Origin of the sequence: Pseudomonas mohnii (genome assembly GCF_900105115.1) — a bacterium.
Lineage (GTDB): Bacteria > Pseudomonadota > Gammaproteobacteria > Pseudomonadales > Pseudomonadaceae > Aquipseudomonas > Aquipseudomonas mohnii.
Window position 1 is genome coordinate 64071 of the sequence record NZ_FNRV01000001.1, and the last position, 25129, is coordinate 89199.

Genomic DNA, 25129 nt, shown 5'->3' on the forward strand with positions numbered 1-25129 from the left:
GTGCGCAAGGAGCTGTTTGATGAAAGGCTTGATGCGTGACTTTTCGCTGTCCGCTGCGGTGGCGGGCTTTATTGCCACGGTGATCTCGTATGCGGGCCCACTGGTGATCATTTTCCAGGCGGCGGACGCCGCGCATCTGTCTCGCGAGCTGTTGTCGTCCTGGGTCTGGGCGATCTCCATTGGCAGTGCGCTGCTGGGCATCGGCCTGAGCCTGCGCTACCGCGTGCCGATCATCATTGCCTGGTCGGCACCCGGCTCGGCCCTGCTGGTGGCGTTGCTGCCGGGCATCTCGATGAACGAGGCCGTCGGTGCCTATCTGCTGAGCAGTCTGATTATCTTTCTGGTCGGCATCTCGGGCGCCTTCGACCGCGTTATCAGCAAGCTGCCCGGCGCCATCGCAGCGGCCATGCTGGCGGGGATTCTGTTGCGTTTCGGCACTGGCCTGTTCGTGTCATTGCAAGGTCAGCCCGGGTTGGTGCTGGCCATGTTCGTCACCTACCAGGTGTGCAAACGGCTGCTGCCGCGTTACGCGGTGATGGCGGTACTGGTGGTGGGCTGTGCCATCGCCATACTCACCGGCCAATTGCACCGCGAAGCCCTGGTGATCGGCCTGGCGACGCCGGTTTGGGTCACCCCGCAGTTCAGCCTGAGTGCAACCTTGAACGTCGCCTTGCCACTGGTGATGGTGGCGCTGACCGGGCAGTTCGTGCCGGGCATGGCCGTGTTGCGCGCCTCGGGTTACGCCACGCCGGCCAGCCCGATCATCGCCTGCAGCGCGCTGGGCACGGCGCTGTTGGCGCCGTTTGGTTGCCATGGCCTCAACCTGGCGGCGATCACTGCCGCCATCTGCACTGGCCGCGAGGCCCACGAAGACCCGGGCAAACGCTATGTCGCCGGTGTGGTCGGCGGTCTCTGTTACCTGGTACTGGGCATCTTTGGTGCGACCCTGGTGTCGTTGTTTGCCGCTTTCCCCAAAGAACTGATCGCCGCCCTGGCGGGCCTGGCCCTGTTCGCTGCCATTGCCGGCGCCCTGGCCAATGCCATGGCCGTACCCCATGACCGCGAAGCGGCGCTGGTGACGTTCCTCACCACCGCCTCGGGCATGTCGCTGTTCGGCTTGTCCGCCGCGTTCTGGGGGCTGATTTTCGGCATGGCCGCGCACCTGCTGTCGGGTGCGCGGCGGCCGCCCCATGCCACGTCCAGCAGCGCCCGGGAGGTGGCGCGCTGACCTGTATCCGCCACGCCTTACCTATTCATAACAACAATAAGAGCACATCGATGAAGTCAACCATTCATGCAACTCGTACGCTTTTGTCCACGGCTGTCGCCTTGGGTTGTTCCAGCCAGTTGATGGCCGCCGAGGGCGGTTTTATCGAGGACGCCACCGCCACCTTGCAGGCACGCAATTACTACTTCAGCCGGGACTACTCGGACATTGTCGGCGCTAACAAGCAGTCGAAGGCCGAGGAGTGGGCCCAGGGCTTTATCTTCAACGCCAAGTCCGGTTACACCCAAGGGACGATCGGCGTTGGCGTCGATGTCATCGGCCTGCTCGGGCTCAAGCTCGACAGCAGCCCGGACCGGGTCAACACCGGCCTGTTACCGGTGCAAAGCGATGGTCGCGCGGCCGATGACTACAGCCGCGTGGAAGGCACGTTGAAGCTGCGTTACTCGAAAACCGAACTGCGCGTTGGCGAACTGCAACCGAACTTGCCGGTGCTGGTTTTCAGTGACATCCGTCTGCTGCCACCCAGTTACCAAGGGGCGAGCATCACGTCTGCAGAGATCAATGGCCTGACGTTGCAGGGCGGCCATCTGAGCTCCACTCACCTGCGCAACGAGGCCGGCGACGAGAAGATGCAAGCGATGCTCAGCTACGTGCCTCAGCGCCAGGCCAGCAGTGACGCGTTCAACTATGGTGGCGGCGATTACGCCTTCAACGACAAACACACCAGCGTCAGTGCCTGGTACGGGCAACTGGAAGACATCTACCATCAAGGCTTCCTGGGCCTGAAACACAGCCAGCCCCTGGGCAGTTGGACCCTGGGCGCCAACCTCGGGTATTTCGATGCCAGGGAGGATGGCAAGAAGCTGTTGGGCAATATCGACAACCAGGCGTTCTTCTCCCTGCTGTCGGCCAAGTACGGCGGCCATACCTTCTACGTCGGCTACCAGGGCATGTTTGGTGAAAGCGCGTTCCCTCGGGTATTTGCCAACATCTCGCCGCTGGGTAACGAAGTGCCGACCTATGAATTCGCCTCCACCGACGAGCGCTCCTGGCAGGCGCGCTACGACTACGACTTTGCCGCCCTCGGCGTGCCGGGCCTGACCAGCACCGTGCGCTACATCACCGGCAACAACGTTAACACCGGCAAGGGCTTTGAAGGCAAGGACCGCGAACGCGACCTGGACCTCGGTTACGTCGTGCAGAGCGGCACCTTCGCGGGGCTTGGGATCCGGGTGCGCAATGCCATGGCGCGCTCCAATTACCGCACCGATATCGACGAGAACCGACTGATCCTGAGCTACACCTGGACGTTGCTGTGAGCGAACTGGGGGCGAGTATGAGCAATAAAGCCTGGGCACGACTGGCCCTGATTACAGCCGGCGGCGCAGTGGTGCTGCTCGCTGTCGGCAACGGCATGCACCTGATGTATGCCGGCGTCATCGACCTGTTGCTGCTGGCGGCGGCGGTGCTTTATCAGCGTCAGCCAATGCGCGTGGTCGAAGTACTCGTGGAGCGGGAGCCGGATCCCGTGGTGTCCAGTGCACCGGTCCCGCTACCGTCCTTGCCGGTGGTCGAGCCCGCCTGGCCGGGCGCCGAGGTAAAGGTGGCACTCGAACACTTGACTCAAGTGGTGCAGCAGACTGAAGACGACATGCGCTTTGCCAACCAACTGGCGCGTGGCGCGGGCGAGCGGGTACAGGCAAGCGCCGTGAGCATGCAGTCTTCGGCTGCCGTGCTGGGGGATCTTGATCAGTACCTGCAGCGCCTGGATCAGGTGTTCGATGAGCTGGGCAGCCAGTCGGTACGCATCGGTGCGATTGTCGGCAGCATCCAGGACATCGCCCGGCAGACCAACCTGTTGGCGCTCAACGCCGCGATCGAAGCCGCGCGGGCCGGTGATCATGGTCGGGGCTTTGCCGTGGTGGCGGACGAGGTGCGCAATCTGTCGCGCCAGGCCGCGGACTCCAGTGCGCAGATCCGGCAGATTGCCACGGGCCTGGAGAAGTCGGCACAGGATGCCCGCCAGGGTCTTGAACAACTGACCGATTCGACGCGTTTGGGCCTGGACAAGGCCGAGGTCGCGTTGCAGTCGATGGGGGAGTTACGCAGTGGCGCGGTGGCCAGGCTGGAAGTGGTCGAACGCGTCATGCAGCGGTTGGCCGATTTGCACGAGTTGGCCCTGCAGGCCACCCGGATAGCGGCGTGAACGAGGTGCCTTTGCGGTCTCTCACACGCCCGAGCAACTGCCCATCACGTTGTAGGTCAACTGGTGGGTTTCACCCTGATGGTCGATGTAGACCATGGTCGCCGGTACGACGTCGCAGGCAGTCGAGGTATCGGTGACCGAGATGACCTTTGCGATATCCAGGGATGGAGGTGTTGTGGCCGGGTTGCCTTCACCGGCCATGACGGCGGTCGTGGTCAGGGCCAACAGGACGCTTAACAAAGTCTTCATGGTTTCTTCTCCGTGGTGTTTCGATGAGTCAATTCTATTCTTCTACAGATAGGGATAAAGAGGGCCGTACTTGATGCAGCGTTACATCAGATGCAACAGTCGTTGTCGCCGGAGGGTCCATGGACTTGCTTAACAGCCTGCGCGTATTTGTACGTGTAGCCGATGCAGGCAGCTTTACCACCGCCGCACAGGCGCTGGACTTTTCCACGGCGCAAGTGTCTCGGCTGGTGGCGGAACTTGAACAGCACGTGCAGGCGCGTCTGCTGCAACGCACCACCCGCCGTTTGAGCCTGACCGAAGCCGGCGAACGCTTCCTGTTGCGGGCGCGGCAAATACTGGATGACATGGCCGAGGCCACCGCAGAAGCCCGTGGCGCTCACCTGGAGCCCAATGGCCGGTTGCGTCTGCACTGTTTGACCGGGCTGGGTGTGCTGATGACGCCGCTGATTGCCCGCTACTGCGAGCTCTATCCGGACGTGGTGGTCGAGATGACCTTGTCGCAACGCAACCCCGACCCCCTTGAAGACGGGCACGACGTGGTCATCTCCATTGCCCAGGACCTGGCGGATTCACAATTCGTTGCCCAAACGGTAGGGCGCATCTTCAGCATGCCTTGCGCATCGCCCGCGTACATCGCGCGTCGGGGCCTGCCGACCCGCCCCGAACACTTGAATGAACATTGCTGCCTGCGCATGATCGACCCGTTGCACGGCGATGAGTGGGTCTTCCGTGACGAGCAGGGCGAGCATTGCGTGGTGCCCGGCAAGACCTTCCAGAGCAACGTTCCCGAGGCGATGGTCAATGCCTCGGAGGCCGGGATGGGCATCAGCCTGTTGCCGTTCTACACCGCCACCCGGTCACTGCGCGAGGGCACCTTGCTGCGCCTGCTGGGCGACCACCGGCTCAGGGAGCGCAACGTCTATGCACTCTATCCTTCCAAGCGTTTTCTGGATGCCAAGGTCAGGACCTGGGTGGACTTTCTCAAGGCCGAGTTGCCTGGGCTTTTTTCCGGACATGAGGTCATCGCGAACGATGTTCGGCACTGGGGAATGAGCTAGCTAAAAAGATCAACCGTGCTGCTTGGGTACCTGGCCGCTCGCCGATCATGCAGCTTTTCTAAAAAGCCCCTTCAACGTCAGCACCTACTCTACGCGGCGACACTCTGCCGATAATCCCTCATTGCATATTCGCCTGGGTTGCATGGTGAGCTGGCCGCAAGGTTGGCGCACTCAGTGACGGGCTTTTGAATGAGGACTTACATGAGCATTCGTATCTGGCATCAAAGTTTCACCGTACTGAGCGACCTGGGCGCTTACGACGAGGCCTTGCGTGCGCATTTTCGCAGGGTGGCCCGGCCGGACACCGAGATCCATATGCATGGGATGCGCCCGGGTACCTACCGCAACCACTATCCGGGAGACGACATCAAGTATTCGGCCCTGCAGTACCTGCATGGCCTGCAGTTCATGGCGGCGGGCATCAATGCCCAGCATCAGGGTTTCGACGCCTACGCCATCAGCACCTTGCCGGAACCGGCACTCAAGGAAACGCGCAGCCTGCTGGATATTCCAGTGGTGGGCTATGGCGAATCGGCGATGCTGACCGCGTGCATGCTCGGGCGAACGTTCGGGGTTCTGGTGTTCATTGACGAGTTGGCTGAGCAGGTCACTGAAAACGCTGCGCGCCATGGTCTCGCCGGGCGGTTGACGGAGGTGCGGCATGTCGGCTTTCGCTTTGCCGATGTGCTGGCAGGCTTCACCGATCCCGCTGAACTGATCGAACGTTTTCGCAGCGCGGCGCGCGGCCTGATCGCCAGTGGCGCTGAAGTGATCATTCCCGGCGAAGCCCCGCTGAACGTACTGCTGGCCACCCATGGCATTAACGAGGTGGACGGTGTGCCAGTGCTCGATTCGCTCGGTGCCTGGGTCAAACAGGCGGAAAGCATGGTGGACTTGCGGCGCGCCAACGGCACACGCACTTGCAATCGTGGATATTTCTCAGCCCAACCCGAGCCTGAGCGGGTTCGGGAAATCTTCGACTTCTATGGCTTGGGCTCGTTTATTCAAGCAGGAGATCAGGCATGAATCGTTATGAATGTGATTTGCTGGTGATCGGCGGCGGGCTGGCGGGTTTCAGCGCGGCCCTGGCTGCAGCCCAGGCGGGCTTGCAGGTGATCGTGCTGGAAAAGACCGCACAAACCGGTGGTTCATCGGCCATGAGTGGTGGTTGCCTGGCGTTCGCCGGCACCGACCTGCAGCGTGCGCACGGTATTGAAGATTCGTCGCAATTGCTGTTCGACGACCTCGTCGAGGTGGGCAAGGGCGAATGCGACGAGGCACTGGTCAAGCTGTACACCGATCACCAACTGCAGACCTACCAGTGGCTCAAGGACAACGGCGTGGTGTTCACCGATGTCATCGAGGCCGCCTCCGGGCAGTCGGTACCACGGGTGCACAATGTGGACCCGGCCGACATGGTGCGGCAACTGCAACAGGCGGCGCTGGCAACGCAACAGGTCGAGGTCTGGCTGCACAGCCGCGCCCGCCGTTTGTTGCGTGGGGACGGTGGCCGGGTGTGGGGGGCGAGTGTCGAGCGTAACGGCGAAGTGGTTGACGTCATGGCTCGTAGAGCGGTGCTGCTGGCCAGCGGCGGGTTTGTTCAGGACCGGGCGTTGATCCACCGCTTTGTCCCGCAGTACGACAATGCGGTGTTCATCGGTGGCGAAGGCAATGAAGGCGACGGCCTGCGCATGGCCTGGGCCTTGGGCGCGGACGTGCGTGACCTGCCGTACATCAAGGGCACCTTCGGCAAGCACCCCATGGATGAGCACAACCACCACGCTTGCCTGGCGGTTTACAAGGGCGCCATCGCGGTGAACCAGGAAGGTCGGCGATTTGTCGACGAATCACAGTCCTACAAGTTGCTCGGCGATGCCGTGATGCAACAGAGCTACGGTGTGGGCTATCAGATCCTGGATCAGGACATCCTGCTCAGCGGTGACAATCAGGTGCGAATCCTGGACTTCACCCGGCGCCTGGAGGAGGGGCTGTTCGTCGAGGCGCAGACATTGCAACAACTGGCGCGTCTGATCGAAGTGCCCGAGGACGTGTTACTCGCCGAAGTCGCTGCCTACAACGATGCCGTGCGCCAGGGGCAAACACCGGCGTTCGGTCGTCAACACCTGGTGCATCATCACGGTCAACTGCGCACCATTGAGCGTCCCCCCTTTTATGCCTACCCATCAACGGCGGCGGTTTTCGGCACCTACTGCGGTGTGATCGTCGACAGGGATTTGCACGTGCTCGATGTTTTCGGCGAACCGATCACCGGGCTGCTGGCGGCGGGCGAGATGATCGGCGGCTTCCACGGCGCTGCCTACATGACCGGTTCGGCCCTGGGCAAGGCGGCGGTATTCGGGCGCCTGGCCGGTGCCAGCCTGGGCAATGCGAGTGAGGGCTGAATATGAAAATTCTGGTCCTGCTGGCGGGTGTGGCAGATATCCGTTTCCCGTTACATCCCGTCAGTTTGAATAGCGAGTCGTTGATCCAGGAGCAAGGATCCCCCCGACGCCTGCTCGGCCCGTTCGACGAGGCTGCTTTGGAGGTGGCGCTAAAACTGCGCGATGCCCGGCCTGACACACAGATAGACGTGTTGCTGCTCGACGGCTGCAACAGTGAAAACCTGTTGCGCAGTGTCGCGGCGTTCTGCCCTGATTCATTGCGATGCCTGCAGCTTGAACCCTGCCAGCCATGGGATGCCCGACAGACAGCGACGCAGATCGCCGGGCTGATCAAGCGCGATTATCTTGCGCATGATTTGGTGCTGCTGGGGCGTGAGTTGGGCGACCTGGACGAAGGCAGTATTGCCGTACTGCTGGCGCGTCGGTTGGGTCGACCGCAACTGGCAATGGCTCAGTTTGGCCAGTGGCAGGACGCGCAGCTGTGGCTGATGCGCGAACGTGGTACCTGCGAAGAATGGCTGAAGGTCGATCAGCCCTTGTTGGCGAGTGTGACCAATGATCGACGCAACAAGCTGCGTCACCCGTTGTTGAAAAATGTCATGCAGGCCAAGCGGATGACGTTCACCCAAGTCACGGCATCGGCGCCGACGCGTGCGGGGCTGTCGTTGTCGCAGCTGGAGACTGCGCCGCTGATTGCGCGAGGCGGGCAGTGCCGGCTATTGAGCGGCGACGTAACCGAGCAGGCCGCGGCGCTGATCGGTTGGCTAAAAGAACAAGGGGTCAATTCATGAGCAGACTGCTAGCGGTTATTCCTCAAGCCTGGGGGGCGGAGGCACTGGAAGCTGCACTCGGTGCGGCGCAGCAGGTCGGTGCCGGAGAGGCTTTTGCGGTGGTGCTGGTCAGTAGCCAGCCGAGTGCCGAGCACGCGCAATTGGCGACAAGGGCAGGCGCTCAATTGGTATATCAGGCCGTGCACGCGGCATTGGGCGAATGTGACGAGCCTCAGGTCCTGGTGGCCGCGGTGGCCGAAGCGCTGCGGGCGATTCCCCGTCTGGGCAGTGAAGTGCCTCTGGTGTTGCTGCCGCCCGGTCCTCAGGGTGAGGAGCTGGCGGCATTGTTGGCAGACTATCTGGATGGGCAGGCGCTGGGCCGTTGTGTCGCACTGCGGCTTGAGGATGACGCGGTGCTGGCCGAGCGAGCGGCCTGGGGCGGGCGCATGCGCCTGGCGCTTCGGGCGGCCAGCGGACCGGCGTTCGCCTGTCTGCGCGCTGGCCGGCCGAAGCTCGAGGCCGAGTCCTCGGCGGAACTGTTTAACCTCGAACTGCATGGCAGCCTGCCAAAGGCATTGAGTCTGGACAAACGCGAAAGCGGACAGCGCCTGCCGCCCCTGGAGGGCGCCAGGCTGGTGGTGTCTGGTGGACGCGGGGTGAATGAACAAGGCTTTGCCTTGCTCGAGGCGTTGGCGTTAAGCCTGGGCGGCACCCTGGGCGGCAGTTTGCCGGCCGTGGATGCGGGCATGGTGCCGGTGCTGCGGCAAGTGGGTGTCTCAGGCAAGTTTGTCAGCCCGCAGATCTATGTGGCGGTGGGCATCTCCGGCACGTTGCAGCATCTGGCCGGGGTCAGCCTCGACAGCTGCATCGTGGCCGTCAACCAGGACCCGGAGGCGGACATTTTCAAGGTCGCCAGCCTGGGCATCGTCGCCCCTTGGGAGACGTTGCTGCCGGCGTTGCTTGACGGTCTGGGTCAGTCGCTGCCCGGATAGAGCCCGCTGCAAGCGTTGAACAAAAATGCCAGCCACCCAGTGGGCTGGCATTTTTTTTCGTCGTCGCCCGTGTCTCAGATCAACCCGCGACGCCCCTGGCGAACGGCAATGCTGGCACCGGAAGGGGGGCGGCGTTGAGCGTCCAGCGTAGCCAGAATGAACTCGATGAAGGCGCGTGTACGCGGCGCAACAAAGCGCGACTTGGGGGTTACGGTGTAGAAGTTGCGGCTGCCGGTGCTCCAGTCGGGGAATAACTCCACCAGCTCTCCGCTGCGGATCAGCCCGTTGACGAACACGTCCAGCACGTAAATGACGCCTTGCTCGGCCAGGGCAGCCTGGATTATTGCGTCGGTACTGTTGAAGTGCAGTTCGCCCCGCGGGGTCAGTTGGTGATGCTCGCCCTCGCGGGCAAACGTCCAGTCCGACACGATATAGCGACCGGCGCCAAAAATGCCCAGGCAATGCTGTGGCAACAGCGCCTGCGGTTGCTCTGGCGTGCCGATGCGCTTGAGCAGGCCGGGTGCGGCGCAGGCCACGTAGTGCGCCTGATACAGGGGGCGCGCGACCAGGTCGGCGTCATTGACAGAATCGATGCGAATGGCCACGTCGGTGCCGGTGGCGATCAGGTCCTCGGCGTGGTCGGTCTGGCGCAGCGCCACGGACAATCCGGGGTGTTGCGCAGTAAAGGCCGGCAATGCCGGGCATAGCAGGGCGCGGGCGAAGGCAGCCGGTGACTCGATGCACAACTGTCCGCTGATCTCGCCTTTCTTTTGCCTGACCTGGGCTTCCATGTCGGCAATTTGCTGCAGTACCTGATTGCACTGCTCGAAGTAACCTTCGCCGTCATCGGTCAGGCGCAACGAGCGTGTATTGCGCGACAACAACGTCACCCCTAGGTAGTTCTCCAGGTTACGCACACTGGAGGTCACGGTGGCATTGGCGATATCCAGCGATTCGGCGGCGCGGCTGAAACTGCCGCATTCCACTACCCGCACGAACACCTGCATTGCCCAGAGTCTGTCCATCGGTTTTCACCTTTTTCTAATAGCCCATTAGCCGCGTCACGCTCGAACCCTGGGGCAGCGATTTCTATAGTACCAGCCACCAAGTGAGGAACTACCTATGGCTGAGTTGAATTTCGATCTGATTGTGCTGGGCTGCGGTGTCGCCGGTTTGTCGGCAGCGGTGGCGGGGGCCGAACGTGGCTTGCGCGTGGCGGTTCTGGAACGGGCCAGCCATGAAGAACGCGGCGGGCAGAGTCGCTTTACCGAAGCTTACCTGCGAATGAAGAGCCATACGCAGGTGACCGATGATTTCGATACATTCCTGGCCGAGCATTCCGGGTATTACCAGGACCCTGATTTTGTCGCTGAAACCCTCGCCGATCGTGCCGACTGGTCGGCACAGACTCGCGCGTTGGGTTCGGTTGATGCCTCGGTGATCAGTACCTTTGCCGAACAAGTACCGGGCACCATCGAGTGGTTGAAGGGCAATGGGGTGAAGTTTGACTTCCTGCCCACTCAGTTTTTGACCAGCACCCAGCCGCGCCTGTTGCCGGTGGGGGGTGGTGAAGCCATTGTCGAAGCCCTGGCGACCAAGGCCGAGGCCCTGGGGGCGGAGTTTTTCTATGAAACTTCCGGGCGCCAGTTGTTGACTGAAGGCTTCGCCACGGTCACTGGCATCCGGGCGCTGTCGCGCCAGCACGGCGATCTGGTTTTCCACGGTGCGGTGGTATTGGCCAGTGGTGGTTTTGAAGGAAACACCGAAATGCTTGGCCGCTACCTCGGGCCACGATCGGTGTATCTGCGCCCGGTGTGCAAGGGGGCCTATTACAACCGCGGCGAAGGCATCCAGATGGCGCTGGACATGGGGGCGGCGCCTAGCGGTGAATACGGCAGTTATCACGCAGAGCCGGTGGACCCGCGCTCGGGCATTTCCGAGCCGTCGATCTTTGTCTTCCCTTATGGCGTGCTGGTCAACAAGCAGGGGCGACGCTTCACGGACGAAGCACCGGGAACGGTCGATGCCTGGTACGAGCGCGTGACGCGGCAGATTTACCAGCAGGATGAAGGCATTGCCTGGGTGATTCTCGATCAGAAGGTCAAGGACGTACCTAATTACCGCCTGGCAATCCGCACTGATCAGGCCGCGATAGAAGGCGCAAGCCTGGTCGAGTTGGCCGCTAAGCTGGGTATCTGCGCGAACACTTTGCAAGACACCGTGAGCCGCTACAACGACGCCTGCCGTCCCGGTGATTACCAACCCTTGCAGCTCGATGGCGTGGCCACGGTCGGTCTTGAACCACCCAAAAGCAACTGGGCCCTGCCATTGGATGCGGGACCGTATTTTGCCTACCCGATCATCTCTGCCAACGTCTTCACCTTCGGTGGCCTCAAGGTCGACGAGCGAGCGCAGGTGATCAACGCGGAGGGCCAGCCGATCGGCAACCTTTACGCAGCCGGTGAAACCGTGGGCTTGTACTTTGGCAACTACGCGGGCGGCACTTCCGTACTCAAGGGGCTGGTGTTCGGCCGTCTTGCCGGTCAGGCCGCAGCGCAGCAGCGGGGTGTGCAATGAACGTCGCGGTGGTGACTGGCGCCGGTGGCGCCATTGGCAGTGCCGTGTGCAAGCTGCTGGAAAGTGAAGGCTGGCAGGTAGCGGCGCTGGACCTGGCTGAGCCGCGGATGCTCGGCCCGAACATGCGCTTCTATTCCTGCGACGTGGCCTCGCGCATCGCCGTACGCGATGTGGTCGAGGACATCGAGGATCACATGGGCCCCATCACCGCACTGGTCAATGTCGCGGGCGTCTTGTCCACCGGCAGTGCGCTGGAACTCAAAGTCAGCGAGTTTGAACGAGTGATGCGGGTCAACGTACAGGGCACGTTAATTCCTTGTCAGTTGATTGGCCAGCTCATGGCTGAGCGCAAGCGGGGCAGCATCGTCAACATCGGCTCGGTGGTCGGCAAGAACGGAGGCAATGCCCGTCCATGGCTGGATTCCAGCGAACAGACGCGAGCCGGCGGCGTTGCCTACGGCATGTCGAAAGCGGCGGTGCACAGCATGACCCTGTTCCTGGCCAAGGAGCTGGCGAGTGCCGGCGTGCGGGTCAACGCGGTGGCGCCAGGCCCCATCGCCACGGAAATGACCACTGCCTTTCCCGAGAATTTGCGGGCCCTGATCCCCCTGGGGCGCATGGGCCGCGCCGACGAAGTGGCGGCGGCCGTCAGCTTCATGCTGTCGGACAAAGCCGGATTTATCAGCGGGGAAATCCTCGACATCAACGGTGCACTGTGGTGCGACTGATTCAAGCCAAGGGAAACAAAAAATGAAAAGCATTTATCTGGTGTTGGACATGCAAAACGATCTGGTTCACCCCGACGGTGCCAGTGGCAAAGGCCCGCTGGGCGAGCAGGTGCGTAGCCGCGAAGTGATAGCCCGCACGGCGGCGGCGATCGCCAAGGCGCGAGCCAAAGGCATTGCCGTGGCCTATGTGCGGGTGGCGTTTTCCGATGATCATCGCGAAGCCAACCCCAACTCGCAGGTATTCGGCGCGATCGCTAAAAACGGCATTCTGAAAAAGGATGCCTGGGGCGGTGCGGTGCATGATGACCTGGCGCCGTTGGCTGGCGAATGGGACATCGTCAAACACCGGGTTTCGCCGTTCTACGCCACAAGCCTTGAAGTACTGTTGCGCGGTCAAGGCATCGAGCGCATTTACTGCAGCGGCGTGAGTACCCAGGCCGTGGTTCAGGCCACGGTGCGCGATGCTCATGACCGTGACTTTGATGTGGTGGTGCTGGAAGATTGCTGCGCTTCGCCATCAGCGCAGGAGCATGAAAACTCCATGGCCAGCATCGCCCGCTTTTGTACCAGCATTGATTCCGCCAATGCATTCAACTGAGTTTTCCGATTGATCACGCCCTGGCCTCGGCCGGGGCGTTTTGTCGAGTGAACATCCCGACACCGGGCGATCATCCCGGCGCTGGTCATTCACGGGGAAACACTGGACTCGTCCAGCGACATCTTCTTCAGTCGATAGTCGAGCTGCGCCCGGCTCAATCCCAACAGGGTGGCTGCACGAGAGATGTTTTTGTCACTCAGTTGCATAGCCACTTCGATGTACACCTCTTCGATTTCGCTCAGGCGCACAGGGCCTCGCTGTAGCGTGCGCTTTACCAGGGCCAGCAACTGATCGTGACTGGCATTGCCCTGCTGGGCTGCTCCTACGCTGGGAGGGACGACGTCAGGCATGCGAATGCCGATGGCCGGACCGGTATCCCAACTCACTGTGCCGATGCGCTCGAGCTGCCCACCCAGGGCGTCCAGCCCCGAAAGATGGCGGATATCCAGCAAGTCGCCGTCATCGGCGAGGATGATTGCGCGTTCGATGACGTTTTCGAATTCACGAATATTGCCTGGCCAGTGATAGTCCAGAATCACTTGCAGGGCACGTGGCGTCACACCGGCCAGTTGCCGACCATGCCGGGTACTCAGCCGACGCATGACGCTGTCGAGCAGCAGCGGCAGGTCATCCTTGCGCTCGCGCAGCGGGGCGATGGTGATCGGGAACACATTCAGGCGATAGAACAGGTCGCTGCGAAAGCGCCCGGCCTTGACCGCGCTGGCCAAATCTTCGTTGGTGGCCGCGATCACCCGGACATCGACCTTGATCGTTTTGTTACTGCCCAGGCGCTCCAGGTGACCGCTTTGCAGTACGCGCAGCAGTTTGCCTTGGGCCGTCATGCTCAAGGTGGCGACTTCATCGAGGAAAATCGTACCGCCATCGGCAATTTCAAAACGCCCGGGTCGGGGATCGGTCGCCCCCGAATAAGCGCCACGCTGCACACCAAACAACTCTGACTCGATCAACTGCTCGGGGATCGCCGCGCAGTTGATTTCAACGAATGGCGTGTTGGCGCGCAGGCTGTTGCGGTGCAGCTCGTGGGCGAACATGGTTTTACCCACGCCACTCTCGCCCAGCAACAATACCGTCGCGTTGGTGCCTGCCACCCGCAGGATCTTGTGCATGGCGATGTGGTAGGCGGAGGAACTGCCCACCGGGCGGTCGAAATCGGTTTGCGCGGTTCCGCTGTCCTCCAGGCCGAAGGGCGAGGGGGTGGGCAGGGTGGTGGCCTTGACCGGTCTGGTCGGCTGCGCGCGGCGATGATCGGTGACCCTTGGCTGAAAATACTTGAGATCGTCTTCAGTGTTATCCCAGTCCTCGACCGGCTTGACGATAACCCTGCAGCGGCTATGCCCGCAGCCTTGACACTCCATTTCCCGGGCCAGCAAGTGGCGCCCCATCAGGCGGCTCATGAAGCCCGAGCTGTAGCCGACTTCCATCCAGCAAATGGGGTCAGTGCTGACGCCGTTGGCGGCGATATGCACATCACTCTCGACTGAGCGTTTCCAGGTGAATTCACCGTACTTGTAGCCCTTGGCCTGATCGAACTCGATGCACACCGGTTCGACTTCGACGATCCCCGACAGGGCATGCAACTGGCCGCCTGCGGCGCAGATATCCAGTTCATTGCCCGTGCCACGGGCCTGGATCGCCAGGTCAGCATCACGTTGGCCTGTCAGGTAACCGACCCGAGTCAAAAGACCACGGGTAAATTCCACGCCGTTGCTTTCCAGCAGTTCCTGACGCAACGCCCCAAAGGATTCGACGTGCATCAGCATCATGCGTTTATCGCCCAGCCAGATCAAACCTTCCTTGGGGTTGAAATAGAGTCGATCAACCAGGTCCTGCATGTCCGGAAAGCGCAGGTCAGTGATGATGTTGATGCCGTGTCGGCTGCGTGATTGGCGTGGCGCCTCGGTGTCATCGATCGGGGAAGTCGTCATCTGATGAGCCCATGTTTTTTATTTATTGAAGGCAAACTCGATGCCAGGCGCTCGCCAATAGCCGCCGGCGCTGATGCTAGAGATGGTTGCTACGGTATCGCTTACTGGGGTTCTCGCAAGGTTTTTCTTTGAACCAGGGCAAATCACGAAAATCCTTACATGAAATTCATAACATTCTGAATTTTCGTATTGCCCGAAGGGTTCGCCCGCACAGCACTTGATGAGCTTGAAACTCGTAGAACCATGTTTAATGCATTGAATATAAAGGAGTATTTAATTGGTTTGAATGAATTTCATCGTCTGGCACAGCGCTTGCTCTTGTCCTGTCACCACTGCTCATCAACGGGAACTCCCCCGCCAGGGCAGCACGACAAAAACAACAAGAGGTACAGGCAAGTGGCAGAAATTCACTCGTTGGCCTATGCAGGATTTGGTGTAAGCGATCTCGATAAATGGCAGTGGCTCGCCACAGACATTATCGGCATGCAAGTCGCCAGCCGCGATGAGCAGGGTCTGACCCTGCGCATGGATGAATACGCCCAGCGATTCTTCCTGGAAAAGAATCCGATTGACGACATTCTGGTGGCTGGCTGGCAACTGCGCTCGGAGCAGGAGCTGGAAAGCTATGTCGCAGAATTGCGCGACAAAGGCGTCCAGATTGAGCCGCTCTCCAGGGAGCTGTTGCAACGTCGTCGGGTCGAAAAGGCTTACAGCTGCCAGGACCCGAACGGCTTCACCCACGAGTTTTTCTTCGGTCACGCCGAAGCGGGCCTCAATGATGTGTTCCATTCGACAGTGCTCAAAGGTGGTTTCGTCACCGGCGAACTGGGCATTGGCCACATCCTGCCGTTTGCCAAGAACGGCCCGCAGACGGTGAAGTTCTACACCGATGTGCTGAAGCTGCGAGTCAGCGATTACATCCGCGAGGAAGTACAGCCTGGCATGGTGGTCGACGCCACCTTCTTTCACACCGCCACAGGCCGCCATCACTCCATTGCCACCGCTCAGGCCCCCGCGCCGAAGGTGCTGAACCATTTCATGGTGCAGGTCCAGAACATGGACGACGTTGGCATGGCCTACGACCGCTGCGTCAAGGCGGGTGTCCCGATCATTCTTGAGTTGGGTCATCACCCGAACGACAAGACCTTTTCTTTCTATGCCCAGACCCCTTCGGGTTTCAACTTCGAAATGGGTTGGGGCGGGGTGGTCATCGACGACCGGCATTGGGAAGTCAAGGCGTTCAGCAAGATGAGCGACTGGGGTCACAAACGCAACATCGTTCTCTGACCAGCAGCGAGCTGCCGGCCTGACCGTGCAGTGAACAGCATTCAAGGCCATCCGTGGCTGCGCAACAGCGAGGTTTTCCAGATGTTAAACGCCATTCAATCGAGCGGTACGCCATCGGTGATTGCGCCCACAGTCGCTACCGCTGACTTCTGTAAAGGCATGCGCCATCTGGCGGGTGCCTGCGTCGTGATCGCCAGCGGCAGTGACAGCGAAAGAGCCGGGCTGACCGCCACGGCGGTGTGTTCGATCACTGCCGACCCGCCGCGCCTGCTGATCTGCGTGAACCGCAATGTTCGCGCCCATGAAGTGATTCAACGGTCCGGCGCGTTCAGCATCAATGTGCTGGCCCATGACCAGGAGTTCATCGCCAAGCGCTTTGCCGGGATGGTCGAGGGCGTCAGCGGCGAAGCGCGTTTTGCCGAAGGCTGCTGGGAGTCGGGGGTCACCGGCGTGCCGTTGCTCGAAGACGCACTGGTGAGTTTCGAGTGCCGGCTGGAACAAGTGATTCCGGCCAGTACTCACGACATGTTCATCGGAGAAGTGGTCGGCGTCCGGGGGCAACAGGAGCAGGACGGCCCCTTGGTGTACTTCAACAGCAGGTTCGCTGCGCTCAAGTGAAACCTGACCACTTGCGACATGCAAATACAACAATAAACAAGAGATCACAGACCTATGAACAACTTCGTCACGCCAACCGAGCCTGTGGATACCCAAGCGATTCCGAGCGAAGCGCAATTGCTGGAGCGCGCGCGCGGGTTGATCCCGATGCTGATGGAAAAAGCCGATTCGGTGGAACAGAACCGCATGGTGTCCAAAGAGACCATCGCGGCGTTCGTTGACGCCGGTTTCTTCAAGATCCTCCAACCCAGCCAATATGGCGGCTGGGAGATGAATCCCGCGGTGTTCTACAAAGTCCTGATGGAGTTGGGTCGTGGCTGCGGCAGCAGCGCCTGGAACATGATGATCCTGGGCATCCACCAGTGGGAATACGGCTCCTTGCCAGAACAGGCTTGCCTGGATGCCTGGGGCGAAGACAACGCGGTGATCACTGCCTCGTCTTACCCGCCGTTCGGCAAGGTTGAGGAAGTCGAAGGCGGCTTCAATATCAGCGGTACCTGGAAAACCTCCAGCGGTTGCGATCACGGCCAATGGGCGTTCCTCGGAGGCCTGCGGCGTGATGCCAGCGGTCAGGTGATTGATCGCCTGTCGATGCTGGTGCCCAGCTCCGCATGGGTGATCGAAGACGACTGGCACACCTTCGGCCTGGCGGGCACCGGCAGCAAGAGCCTGGTGATCAAGCATGCGTTCGTTCCCCATCACCGCGCCCACAGCCTGATTCAGTACACCTACAGCGAGCGTCCGGCGAACTACCTGTATCCGTTCAACCAGATCTTCTTCGGTGCCGTTTCGGCGCTGATCGTGGGCATCGCCCAGGGTGGGATCGATGAGTATGTGCGCCAGATGAGTGTGCGCACCAACACCACCGACGGCGCGGGCGCGGCACTGAGCCCGTATGTGAAGGATCGCCTGGGTAACGCGGTGGTTCGGGTGCGTTCTGCCCGTGCGCGGCTGCTGCAAATGCTTGCCGAGAGCAGCGCCTATGTCGAGCGGCGCGAACTGGTGCCGGTCTCTGACCGCGTGCATTACATGCTCGACATCGCCCGTGTCGGTCGCGATTGCGAAGAGGCGGTGATGCTGCTGTTCAAGGCCACATCGGCCCGTGGCATTTACCTGAGCAATCCACTCCAGCGAATCCTGCGCGACGTCATCGCCGCGGCCAACCACATAACCCAGAACGCGGATGACACGGCGGGCATGCTCGGGGCTTATCTGTTGGGGCAACAGTTGCCACCGATGCTGTTCGGTCTGGAGCCCGTATCGCTCAACGATTGAGTCGCTGGACCGGGAGGGGGCGTGCTCCTCCCGGCGGGACCCGACTTCCGCTCATTCGGCGGTCACTCATAAAAACAAAAAACGGCTTACTGTCGCAGAGGTCTTTGCATGTCTAAACATCAAAAACAAGTGCCCGGCACCCAGCGGGCGGTTGAGCAGCGCCTACGGCTTACTCGCCTGACGGCGACCTTGCTCGGCTGTTCAGTGTTATCCAGCGCCTACGCGATGGAGTTTGACACCGGCAGTCCCGACCTGAAGGTTCGCCTGGATACCAACGTCAAATACTCCAGCGCCTGGCGCGTCAAGGACCGGCAAGACAAATTGGTCGCGGATGCGAACCTGGATGATGGCGACCGAAATTTCAACAAAGGCCTTATCTCCAATCGCCTGGACCTGTTCTCGGAGTTTGACGTCTCTTACCAGAAGGTCGGCGCGCGCGTCACCGGCGCGGCCTGGTATGACGATGTGTACAACAAGGGCAACGACAACGCCTCACCGGGTACAGTCAACTCCTACAGCGTGCGTTACGACCAGTTCACCAAGGATACCCGCGACCTGCACGGGCGAGACGCGGAGTTTCGCGATGCGTTTGTCTACGCCAACTATGACATCGGCGATGAAATGTGGGGCGTGTCGCGCCTTGGCCAGCACTCGTTGATCTATGGCGAAAGCCTGTTTTACGGAAACAACGGCATCGCCGCAGGCCAGCAACCGATCGATGCGGTGCGTGCGCTGACTGTTCCAAACTCTCAGTTCAAGGAGCTTGCGCTACCGGTCAAACAGTTCTCCACCCAATTGCAGATCACTCCAACGATCTCGGTCGGCGGTTACTACCAGTTCGAGTGGGAACGTACCCGCATTCCCGGGGCCGGCAGCTATTTCAGCCCGGCCGACCTGCTCGACGAAGGCGGTGAAAGGATCGTCGTGGGGCGTCTGCCGGACGGCGTACCAGCGGCTTCCTTCTATCGCGGTAAAGACATCGAAGCGCGTGACAGCGGTCAGTGGGGCGTGCAGTTGCGCTACCGCTCCGAGGCCCTGGACACCGATTTCGGCCTGTACGCCATCAACTACCACGACAAGAGCTTCCAGACCCAACTGCGTCCGGGTATCGGTGCGGGCGGGCGCCCGGACCAGATCGGTGAATACATGCTGGTGTTTCCCGAGGACATCCGCGCCTATGGCTTCAGCGCCAATCGCGGCTTTGGTGACGTCAACATCGGGTTTGAAACCTCGGTGCGCGATAACGCACCGCTGGTCAGCCTGACCATGACCGACCTGGCGGGCGACGGCGATAACGACGGCAACCCGCTCTATGCCGTGGGCCGCACCGCCCACGCCCAGGTCAACATGATTTACATCATGCCGACCAGTGCGTTCTGGGATACCGCCAGCCTGCTGGGAGAATTGGCCTGGAACCGCACCCTGAGTGTCCAGAAGAATCTCGACAACCTTGACCCCAATGCCACGCGCGATGCCACGGCTATTCGTGTCGCTTTTACCCCGACCTACTTCCAGGTCATGAACGGCGTCGACCTCTCCGTGCCAATGGGTTTGAGCTACGGCATAGACGGGCGCTCATCAGCGGTCGGCGGTTTCAGCCAGGCCAAAGGCGGCGATTACAACATCGGCCTGACGGCGGACTACCTGAAGTCGGTCACCTTCACCCTGGCTTACAACGGCTATTACGGTGCTTCAGCGCCTATCAACATCAACGGCATCAAAACCTACAAACAGACGAATGCTGATCGGGATTTCGTGTCCTTCAGCGTCTCCCACACGTTCTGAGGATTGAACAATGCATAACAATAAAATCGCTCAGTTGTTGACCTGTTTCACGCTCTCCCTGTCTGCCATGACTGCCTGTGCAGCTGTCAGCGCGGTGGACGCCCAGGCACTGAAAAGCACACTGACGCCGATGGGCGCCGAGCGTGCGGGCAATGCGGATGGCAGCATTCCAGCCTGGACCGGTGGCTACTCTACGGTGCCGGCGGGCTTTCAACAGGGCCATCGAACATTCGACCCGTTCGCTCAGGACAAGCCGTTGTACACCATCACCGCAGCCAACCTGGCCAAGTATCAGGACAAGCTCAGCGACGGCGTGATCCAGCTGTTCAAGGACAATCCGCAGACTTTCCGTATCGACGTGTTCCCCACACGTCGCACCGCATCGGCTCCGCAGTGGGTGTACGACAACACCCTGAAAAACGCGACCAACGCCACGCTCGACAGTGACGGTCTGGTGGTTCACGGGGCTTACGGCGGTGTGCCGTTCCCGATCCCCAAGTCCGGTATAGAAGTGCAGTGGAATCACCAACTGCTGTGGCGTGGCGAGTCGACCCACAGCAAGTACAAGGTCTGGACCACCACTGCCGACGGCCAGCGAGTGTTGGCCACGGCAGCCGAAGACGAAGCCCAGTATCCCTACTACTTCAAGGAGGGTTCGGCGGAGTCTTCGGGCATCAACTACATGATGGCCATCCAGCTGACATACGCTCCGGCCTTCCGTGCGGGCGAGGCGTTGATGGTTCACAACGTGACGGACTACGTGCAGGGTCGAACGTTGTGGCAGTACCTGTCGGGCCAACGCCGGGTACGTCGTGCCCCGAGCATCAACTTCGACACGCCTAACCCCGTGGCCTCTGGCGTCAACTTCGTCGATGAAAACTTTGGCGGGTCCGGCTCGCCGGAACGGTATGACTGGAAGCTGATCGGCAAGAAGGAAATGCTCATTCCGTACAACAGCAACCAGCTGTTGGCCAACGCCGATGAGAAAGTCATGGCACAGCGTCATGTCAACCCGGACTACATGCGCTGGGAATTGCACCGGGTCTGGGTGGTCGAGGCGACCCTCAAGGCGGGCAAACGTCACGCGGTGCCCAAGCGCAAGTTCTACTACGACGAAGACAACTGGGGTAACGCGATCATCGACGGCTGGGACGCCGAAGGCACGTTGTGGCGTACGTCCATGACGACGCCGTTCGTGGCTCCGGACATCCCGGCGACTGTGAACTACTGCACCGGTTTCTTCCATGACCATCGTACCAAGGCCTGGATGTACAACTGCGCGCTGGGGGATGCGGGTAACGAGCAATACGCAATCACCGATCGTCGTCGTGAAAGCTTCTTCTCGCCCGAGTCGCTGACCAAGATGAGCGCACGCTGATGTTCTTAGCGAGCCCTGGCTTCGCGGCGGGGCTCGCCTGTCTGACCGGAGGTATGCGGTGAATACACACAAATATGCGTTGGCGTGCCTGCTACTCCTGGGCGTGATTGGTGAACTGGCATCAGCTGCCAACAGCACCGGTAGCAGGAAGGTGGCCGACACGCTGGAACAGAACGCGCCACTCTCAACGCTGGCCAGCCATTCCTCACTCAATGCCGCGGCGATGGCCGGCGAGCGACTGGTCGTCGCCGGCATGCGGGGCGCCATTCTTTACTCCGATGATCAAGGCCAGCACTGGCAGCAAGCCAGTGTTCCGGTCTCGGTCAGCCTGACCGGGCTTTGCTTTACCGATGCCCTCAATGGTTGGGCTGTCGGCCATCGCGGGGTGATCCTCGCCACCCGCGATGGTGGGGCTCACTGGGCCCGGCAACTGCAGGGTGAGCAAGCCGCCCAGGCGATTTTGCAGGTGCGCCAGGACCCCGGGCAGATTGATGAAGCGCGCCGCCTGGTGGTCGAAGGCGCCGACAAACCGTTTCTGGCCGTGCAGTGCCTGGGCGATGGACGCGTGTTGGCCCTGGGGGCTTACGGCTTGGCCTTCAGCACACAAAACGCTGGTCAGAGCTGGCAGCCTGCGCTGGCGTTACTCAACGGCAGCGAGTCACAACACCTCAACGCGGTGCAAGCGTTGGGTGGGCGGATTTATCTGGCCGGGGAGCAGGGCGCTCTGATGCGCGTCGACCATGACCTGCAAGGATTCAAGCGTTTCGCCAGCCCTTATGACGGCAGCTTTTTTGGCCTATTGGCCACGCGTAACAACAGCCTGCTTGCGTTTGGTCTGCGCGGGCATGTGTTCCGCTCCAGCGATCAGGGCGCCAGTTGGCAGTCGGTGGCCGTGGCATCGAGCAAGAGCCTGACGGCGGCGACTCAATTGCGCGACGGCTCGCTGCTGTTGGCGGATGAGTCGGGGCAAGGCTGGCTCAGTCATGACGACGGTCGCAGCTTTCGGCCGGTGGCGCCTGAGCAACGCTTCCCGCTGATCGCGCTGTTGGCCTTGCCCGATGGCGGCAGCCTGGCTGTCGGTACCCAGGGCATCACTCGTTTCCCGCCGAGCGCGTTGCGCTGAGTCGGGCGGTATAGAAAAAGGAAACTGACAATGGCTATCAGCAATTCAGATGGCTTTACCGCTATCGCCTCCCTGTCGGACTTCGACAAGTATTCAGGCAATCGCCTGGAACGCGTGCTGTTCAATCACCGGTTCCTGGTGGTCGGCTTCTGCCTGATGGTCACGGTGTTGCTGGCCGTTGCCGCCAGCCAGGTCAGGCTCAATGCCAGTTACTTGAAAACCATCCCCGCGCACCATCCCTTTACGCTCAACTATCTGGAGCATGCCCGCGACCTCAAAGGCACCGGCAATGCGTTACGAGTGGCAGTGGCGATGCGTGATGAGGGCGATATTTTCAATGCCCGTTACATGGAAACCCTGCGCCAGCTCAACGACGAGTTGTACCTGCTCAACGGTGTCGACCGAGCCTTCATGCGTTCGCTCTGGACCCCGGCGACCCGCTGGCAAGGGGTGACCGAAGAAGGGTTCGACGGTGGGCCCGTGGTTCCCGACGGCTTTGACGGCGACGACCGAAGCCTGGAGGACTTGCGCGCCAACGTCGAGCGCTCCGGAGAAATCGGCCAACTGGTGGCGGGCGACCTGCGTTCGAGCATCATCTACTTGCCACTGTTGGAAATAGACCCGAAAACCGGTCAGGCGCTGGACTACAAGCAACTTTCCGACAGCCTGGAAACGTTGCGCGACACCTATCAACAACGGGGTGTGGACATCCACATCATCGGTTTCGCAAAAGTCATGGGCGACCTGATCGATGGCCTGTATGCGGTGCTGGCGTTCTTTGCCACGGCGGTGTTGATCACCAGCGCGATCCTCTATCAATTCACCCGTTGCGTGCGCAGTACCCTGGTGGTGCAGAGCTGCACGCTGATCGGCGTGATCTGGCTGATCGGCCTGTTGCCGCTGCTGGGTTATGAACTGAATCCGTACTCGATTCTGGTGCCATTTCTGGTCTACGCCATTGGCGTCAGCCATGGTGCGCAGAAGATGAATGGCATCATGCAGGATGTTGGGCGCGGCACTCATAAGCTGATCGCGGCACGCTACACCTTCCGCCGTTTGTTTGCCGCAGGGATGACCGCGCTGCTGGCCGACGTTGTGGGGTTTGCGGTGCTGTCCATCGTCGATGTGCCGGTGATCAAGGAATTGGCGCTGATCGCCAGTCTGGGTGTAGGCATCCTGGTGTTCACCAACCTCGCCTTGTTGCCGATCATGCTCTCGTTCACCGGTGTCTCACCGCGCGCGGCCGCCCGCAGTCTCAAGCATGAGACCCCGGTCGCAGGACAGGCGCCGCAACTCCTGGTGCGTCTGTTCGGGCATTTCACCCATCGGCGTTCGGCAGGCGTGGCGATCGGTGTGGCGGTAGCCGTCGGGCTCGGCGCATTGTGGATGGGCAAGGATTTGAAGGTTGGCGACCTCGATCCGGGGGCGCCAGAGCTGCGCGCCGATTCGCGCTACAACCTTGATAACCGGTTCATCATTGAGCACTACCAGGCCAGCAGTGACGTGTTCGTCATCATGGTCGAAACCCCGGCCGGCCGATGCGTCGACTACTCGACTTTGCGCAAGGTCGAAGAGCTGGAATGGCGCCTGCGCGAACTGCCCGGCGTTGAAACCACCAAATCCATCGCCGGGTTGTCGCGCAAGATCAACGTCGGGATGAACGAAGGCAACTTCAAATGGGATGAGTTGCCGCCCAACCAATCGATGATCAACGCCGCCGCCATGCGTTCACCGCGCGAGCTGTTCAACGGCACCTGCAGCTTGCTGTCGATTTATGCCTACCTCAAGGATCACAAGGCCGACACCCTCGACTCCGTGGTCAAGGCCAGCGCCGCCTTCGCTGAAAAATACAACGACGAGCAGACCACGTTTCTGATGGCCGCCGGCAATGCCGGGATCGAAAGCGCGACCAACATTGTGGTGAAAAGCGCCAACACGCGGATGCTGCTGGGGGTGTATCTGGCGGTGACGCTCTTGTGCTTCATTGCCTTCCGCTCATGGCGCGCGGTGCTGTGCGCGGTGCTCCCGTTGATCCTCACGTCATTGCTGGCCGAGGCGCTGATGGTCCAGCTGGACATGGGGCTGAAGGTCGCGACCTTGCCGGTGGTGGCATTGGGCGTAGGGATCGGCGTGGACTACGCGTTGTACATCCTTAGCGTCACGCTCTTCTGGTTACGCCGTGGCGAGAGCCTGGCGATGGCTTATCGGCAGGCGCTGATGTTCACCGGGCGGGTGGTGGTCTTCACCGGTCTGACGCTGTCCCTGGGGGTCGTCACCTGGGTCTTCTCACCGATCAAGTTCCAGGCGGACATGGGTGTGCTGCTGACCTTCATGTTCCTGTGCAACATGCTGGTGGCACTGGTCCTGGTACCGGCGTTGGCGTGCTACCTGCTCCATCCGGCGAAACCGATCGCGCAGCCGGCAACCTCTCTCAAGGAAATCTGCGTATGAGTCTGGACACTTCGTTTGCCGATACCCAGTTGGCCGACCCGTTAAGCATGGCGGCTGCCCGGTTGGCGCTGGATACGGCCCTGCTGTATGCCGGCAAACATGGCTGGCGAGTCAGCGTTGCGGTACTGGACGCTGGCGGGCACCTGCTTGCGTTCGGTCGAAGCGCCGGGGCGCCGTTGCACACCATCGATCTGGCCCAGGACAAGGCCCTGACCGCGGTTTCTTTCGCCTTGCCCACGGCCGATGTCGGCAAGCGCTTGCGTGATGCCCCCGAGCATGTCCGCCAATGTTTGATTCTGCGGCCGCGACTGGTGCCCATGGGCGGAGCCTTGCCGCTGCAACTGGGCGACCGCCTGGTCGGTGCAATCGGTGTCTCCGGCGCCAGTGAAGACCAGGATTGCGAATGTGCGATGGCCGGCTACGACGCCATTACCCAACACCTGCGCCGATAATTTTGC

The 25129-nt window shown here is 61.0% G+C and carries 21 protein-coding genes and 1 pseudogene; 19 read left to right on the top strand and 3 right to left on the bottom strand.

The annotated features are described in order from the left end of the window. Window positions 1-19: 19 nt before the first annotated feature. From BLV61_RS00260 to BLV61_RS31985, 3 genes and pseudogenes are all read left to right on the top strand, one after another. Window positions 20-1228: a benzoate/H(+) symporter BenE family transporter gene (locus BLV61_RS00260; RefSeq protein ID WP_090461718.1), complete on the top strand. Its 1209-nt coding sequence runs from the start codon at window positions 20-22 to the stop codon at window positions 1226-1228. A gap of 50 nt (window positions 1229-1278) precedes the next feature. Further along, entirely contained in the window at window positions 1279-2547 is a 1269-nt protein-coding gene (locus BLV61_RS00265) for an OprD family porin (protein ID WP_090461720.1), read from the top strand. Window positions 2548-3032: 485 nt separating this feature from the next. Beyond that, a pseudogene (locus BLV61_RS31985) lies at window positions 3033-3434 on the top strand (methyl-accepting chemotaxis protein); the annotation flags it as partial. A 21-nt stretch (window positions 3435-3455) separates the two neighbouring features. On the opposite strand, the gene BLV61_RS00275 reads toward BLV61_RS31985, so the two are convergent. Continuing rightward, window positions 3456-3683, bottom strand: a complete 228-nt coding sequence (locus BLV61_RS00275; RefSeq protein WP_047528965.1) for a DUF2790 domain-containing protein — start codon at window positions 3681-3683, stop codon at window positions 3456-3458. Between the two features lie 119 nt (window positions 3684-3802). Between BLV61_RS00275 and BLV61_RS00280 the strand changes: the two genes are divergently transcribed. The 5 genes from BLV61_RS00280 (at window position 3803) to BLV61_RS00300 (ending at window position 8905) form a co-directional block, all read left to right on the top strand. Then, window positions 3803-4741: a LysR family transcriptional regulator gene (locus BLV61_RS00280; RefSeq protein ID WP_090461722.1), complete on the top strand. Its 939-nt coding sequence runs from the start codon at window positions 3803-3805 to the stop codon at window positions 4739-4741. Window positions 4742-4942: 201 nt separating this feature from the next. After that, on the top strand, window positions 4943-5767 hold the full coding sequence (locus tag BLV61_RS00285; RefSeq protein ID WP_052193518.1) for an aspartate/glutamate racemase family protein: 825 nt from the start codon (window positions 4943-4945) through the stop codon (window positions 5765-5767). Then, a complete protein-coding gene (locus BLV61_RS00290; RefSeq protein WP_047528969.1) occupies window positions 5764-7143 on the top strand; it encodes an FAD-dependent oxidoreductase in 1380 nt (459 codons plus the stop codon). The genes BLV61_RS00285 and BLV61_RS00290 overlap by 4 nt, the downstream gene beginning before the upstream one ends. A gap of 2 nt (window positions 7144-7145) precedes the next feature. Next, a complete protein-coding gene (locus BLV61_RS00295; RefSeq protein ID WP_047528971.1) occupies window positions 7146-7934 on the top strand; it encodes an electron transfer flavoprotein subunit beta/FixA family protein in 789 nt (262 codons plus the stop codon). Next, window positions 7931-8905, top strand: coding sequence for an electron transfer flavoprotein subunit alpha/FixB family protein (locus tag BLV61_RS00300; protein WP_047528973.1), 975 nt, complete (start codon window positions 7931-7933; stop codon window positions 8903-8905). Before BLV61_RS00295 ends, BLV61_RS00300 begins: the two co-directional genes overlap by 4 nt. A gap of 74 nt (window positions 8906-8979) precedes the next feature. Here the strand turns inward: BLV61_RS00300 and BLV61_RS00305 are convergent, their stop codons facing one another. Next, a complete protein-coding gene (locus BLV61_RS00305; protein WP_090461724.1) occupies window positions 8980-9930 on the bottom strand; it encodes a LysR family transcriptional regulator in 951 nt (316 codons plus the stop codon). 97 nt (window positions 9931-10027) lie between these two features. Between BLV61_RS00305 and BLV61_RS00310 the strand changes: the two genes are divergently transcribed. Genes BLV61_RS00310 through BLV61_RS00320 form a run of 3 tightly spaced genes read left to right on the top strand, consistent with a single transcriptional unit; the run spans window position 10028 to window position 12808 of the window. Further along, a complete protein-coding gene (locus tag BLV61_RS00310; RefSeq protein ID WP_090461725.1) occupies window positions 10028-11482 on the top strand; it encodes an FAD-dependent oxidoreductase in 1455 nt (484 codons plus the stop codon). Then, window positions 11479-12210 (top strand): SDR family NAD(P)-dependent oxidoreductase, encoded by a 732-nt coding sequence (locus tag BLV61_RS00315; protein ID WP_090461728.1) that lies wholly within the window; start codon window positions 11479-11481, stop codon window positions 12208-12210. The genes BLV61_RS00310 and BLV61_RS00315 overlap by 4 nt, the downstream gene beginning before the upstream one ends. A 22-nt stretch (window positions 12211-12232) precedes the next feature. Continuing rightward, on the top strand, window positions 12233-12808 hold the full coding sequence (locus tag BLV61_RS00320; RefSeq protein WP_047528981.1) for a cysteine hydrolase family protein: 576 nt from the start codon (window positions 12233-12235) through the stop codon (window positions 12806-12808). Between the two features lie 89 nt (window positions 12809-12897). Here BLV61_RS00320 and BLV61_RS00325 read toward each other — a convergent pair whose 3' ends face one another. After that, a complete protein-coding gene (locus BLV61_RS00325; RefSeq protein WP_052193520.1) occupies window positions 12898-14754 on the bottom strand; it encodes a sigma-54-dependent Fis family transcriptional regulator in 1857 nt (618 codons plus the stop codon). A 396-nt stretch (window positions 14755-15150) separates the two neighbouring features. On the opposite strand from BLV61_RS00325, the gene BLV61_RS00330 reads away from it, so the two are divergent. The 8 genes from BLV61_RS00330 to BLV61_RS00365 all read left to right on the top strand — a co-directional run bounded on the left by BLV61_RS00330 (window position 15151) and on the right by BLV61_RS00365 (window position 25123). Beyond that, on the top strand, window positions 15151-16041 hold the full coding sequence (locus BLV61_RS00330) for a VOC family protein (protein WP_047528983.1): 891 nt from the start codon (window positions 15151-15153) through the stop codon (window positions 16039-16041). An 81-nt stretch (window positions 16042-16122) separates the two neighbouring features. Continuing rightward, the gene (locus BLV61_RS00335; RefSeq protein ID WP_047538648.1) at window positions 16123-16659 is read left to right on the top strand and encodes a flavin reductase family protein; all 537 of its coding nucleotides are present in this window, start codon (window positions 16123-16125) and stop codon (window positions 16657-16659) included. 54 nt (window positions 16660-16713) lie between these two features. After that, window positions 16714-17934, top strand: coding sequence for an acyl-CoA dehydrogenase family protein (locus BLV61_RS00340; protein ID WP_047528985.1), 1221 nt, complete (start codon window positions 16714-16716; stop codon window positions 17932-17934). Between the two features lie 108 nt (window positions 17935-18042). Continuing rightward, the gene (locus BLV61_RS00345; RefSeq protein WP_090461730.1) at window positions 18043-19719 is read left to right on the top strand and encodes a DUF1302 domain-containing protein; all 1677 of its coding nucleotides are present in this window, start codon (window positions 18043-18045) and stop codon (window positions 19717-19719) included. Between the two features lie 10 nt (window positions 19720-19729). Continuing rightward, window positions 19730-21097 (top strand): DUF1329 domain-containing protein, encoded by a 1368-nt coding sequence (locus tag BLV61_RS00350; protein ID WP_047528989.1) that lies wholly within the window; start codon window positions 19730-19732, stop codon window positions 21095-21097. 58 nt (window positions 21098-21155) lie between these two features. Next, window positions 21156-22220 (top strand): WD40/YVTN/BNR-like repeat-containing protein, encoded by a 1065-nt coding sequence (locus BLV61_RS00355; protein ID WP_090461732.1) that lies wholly within the window; start codon window positions 21156-21158, stop codon window positions 22218-22220. Window positions 22221-22250: 30 nt separating this feature from the next. After that, window positions 22251-24671 (top strand): efflux RND transporter permease subunit, encoded by a 2421-nt coding sequence (locus BLV61_RS00360; RefSeq protein WP_090461734.1) that lies wholly within the window; start codon window positions 22251-22253, stop codon window positions 24669-24671. Beyond that, window positions 24668-25123: a GlcG/HbpS family heme-binding protein gene (locus BLV61_RS00365; protein WP_052193521.1), complete on the top strand. Its 456-nt coding sequence runs from the start codon at window positions 24668-24670 to the stop codon at window positions 25121-25123. The genes BLV61_RS00360 and BLV61_RS00365 overlap by 4 nt, the downstream gene beginning before the upstream one ends. Window positions 25124-25129: the final 6 nt, after the last annotated feature.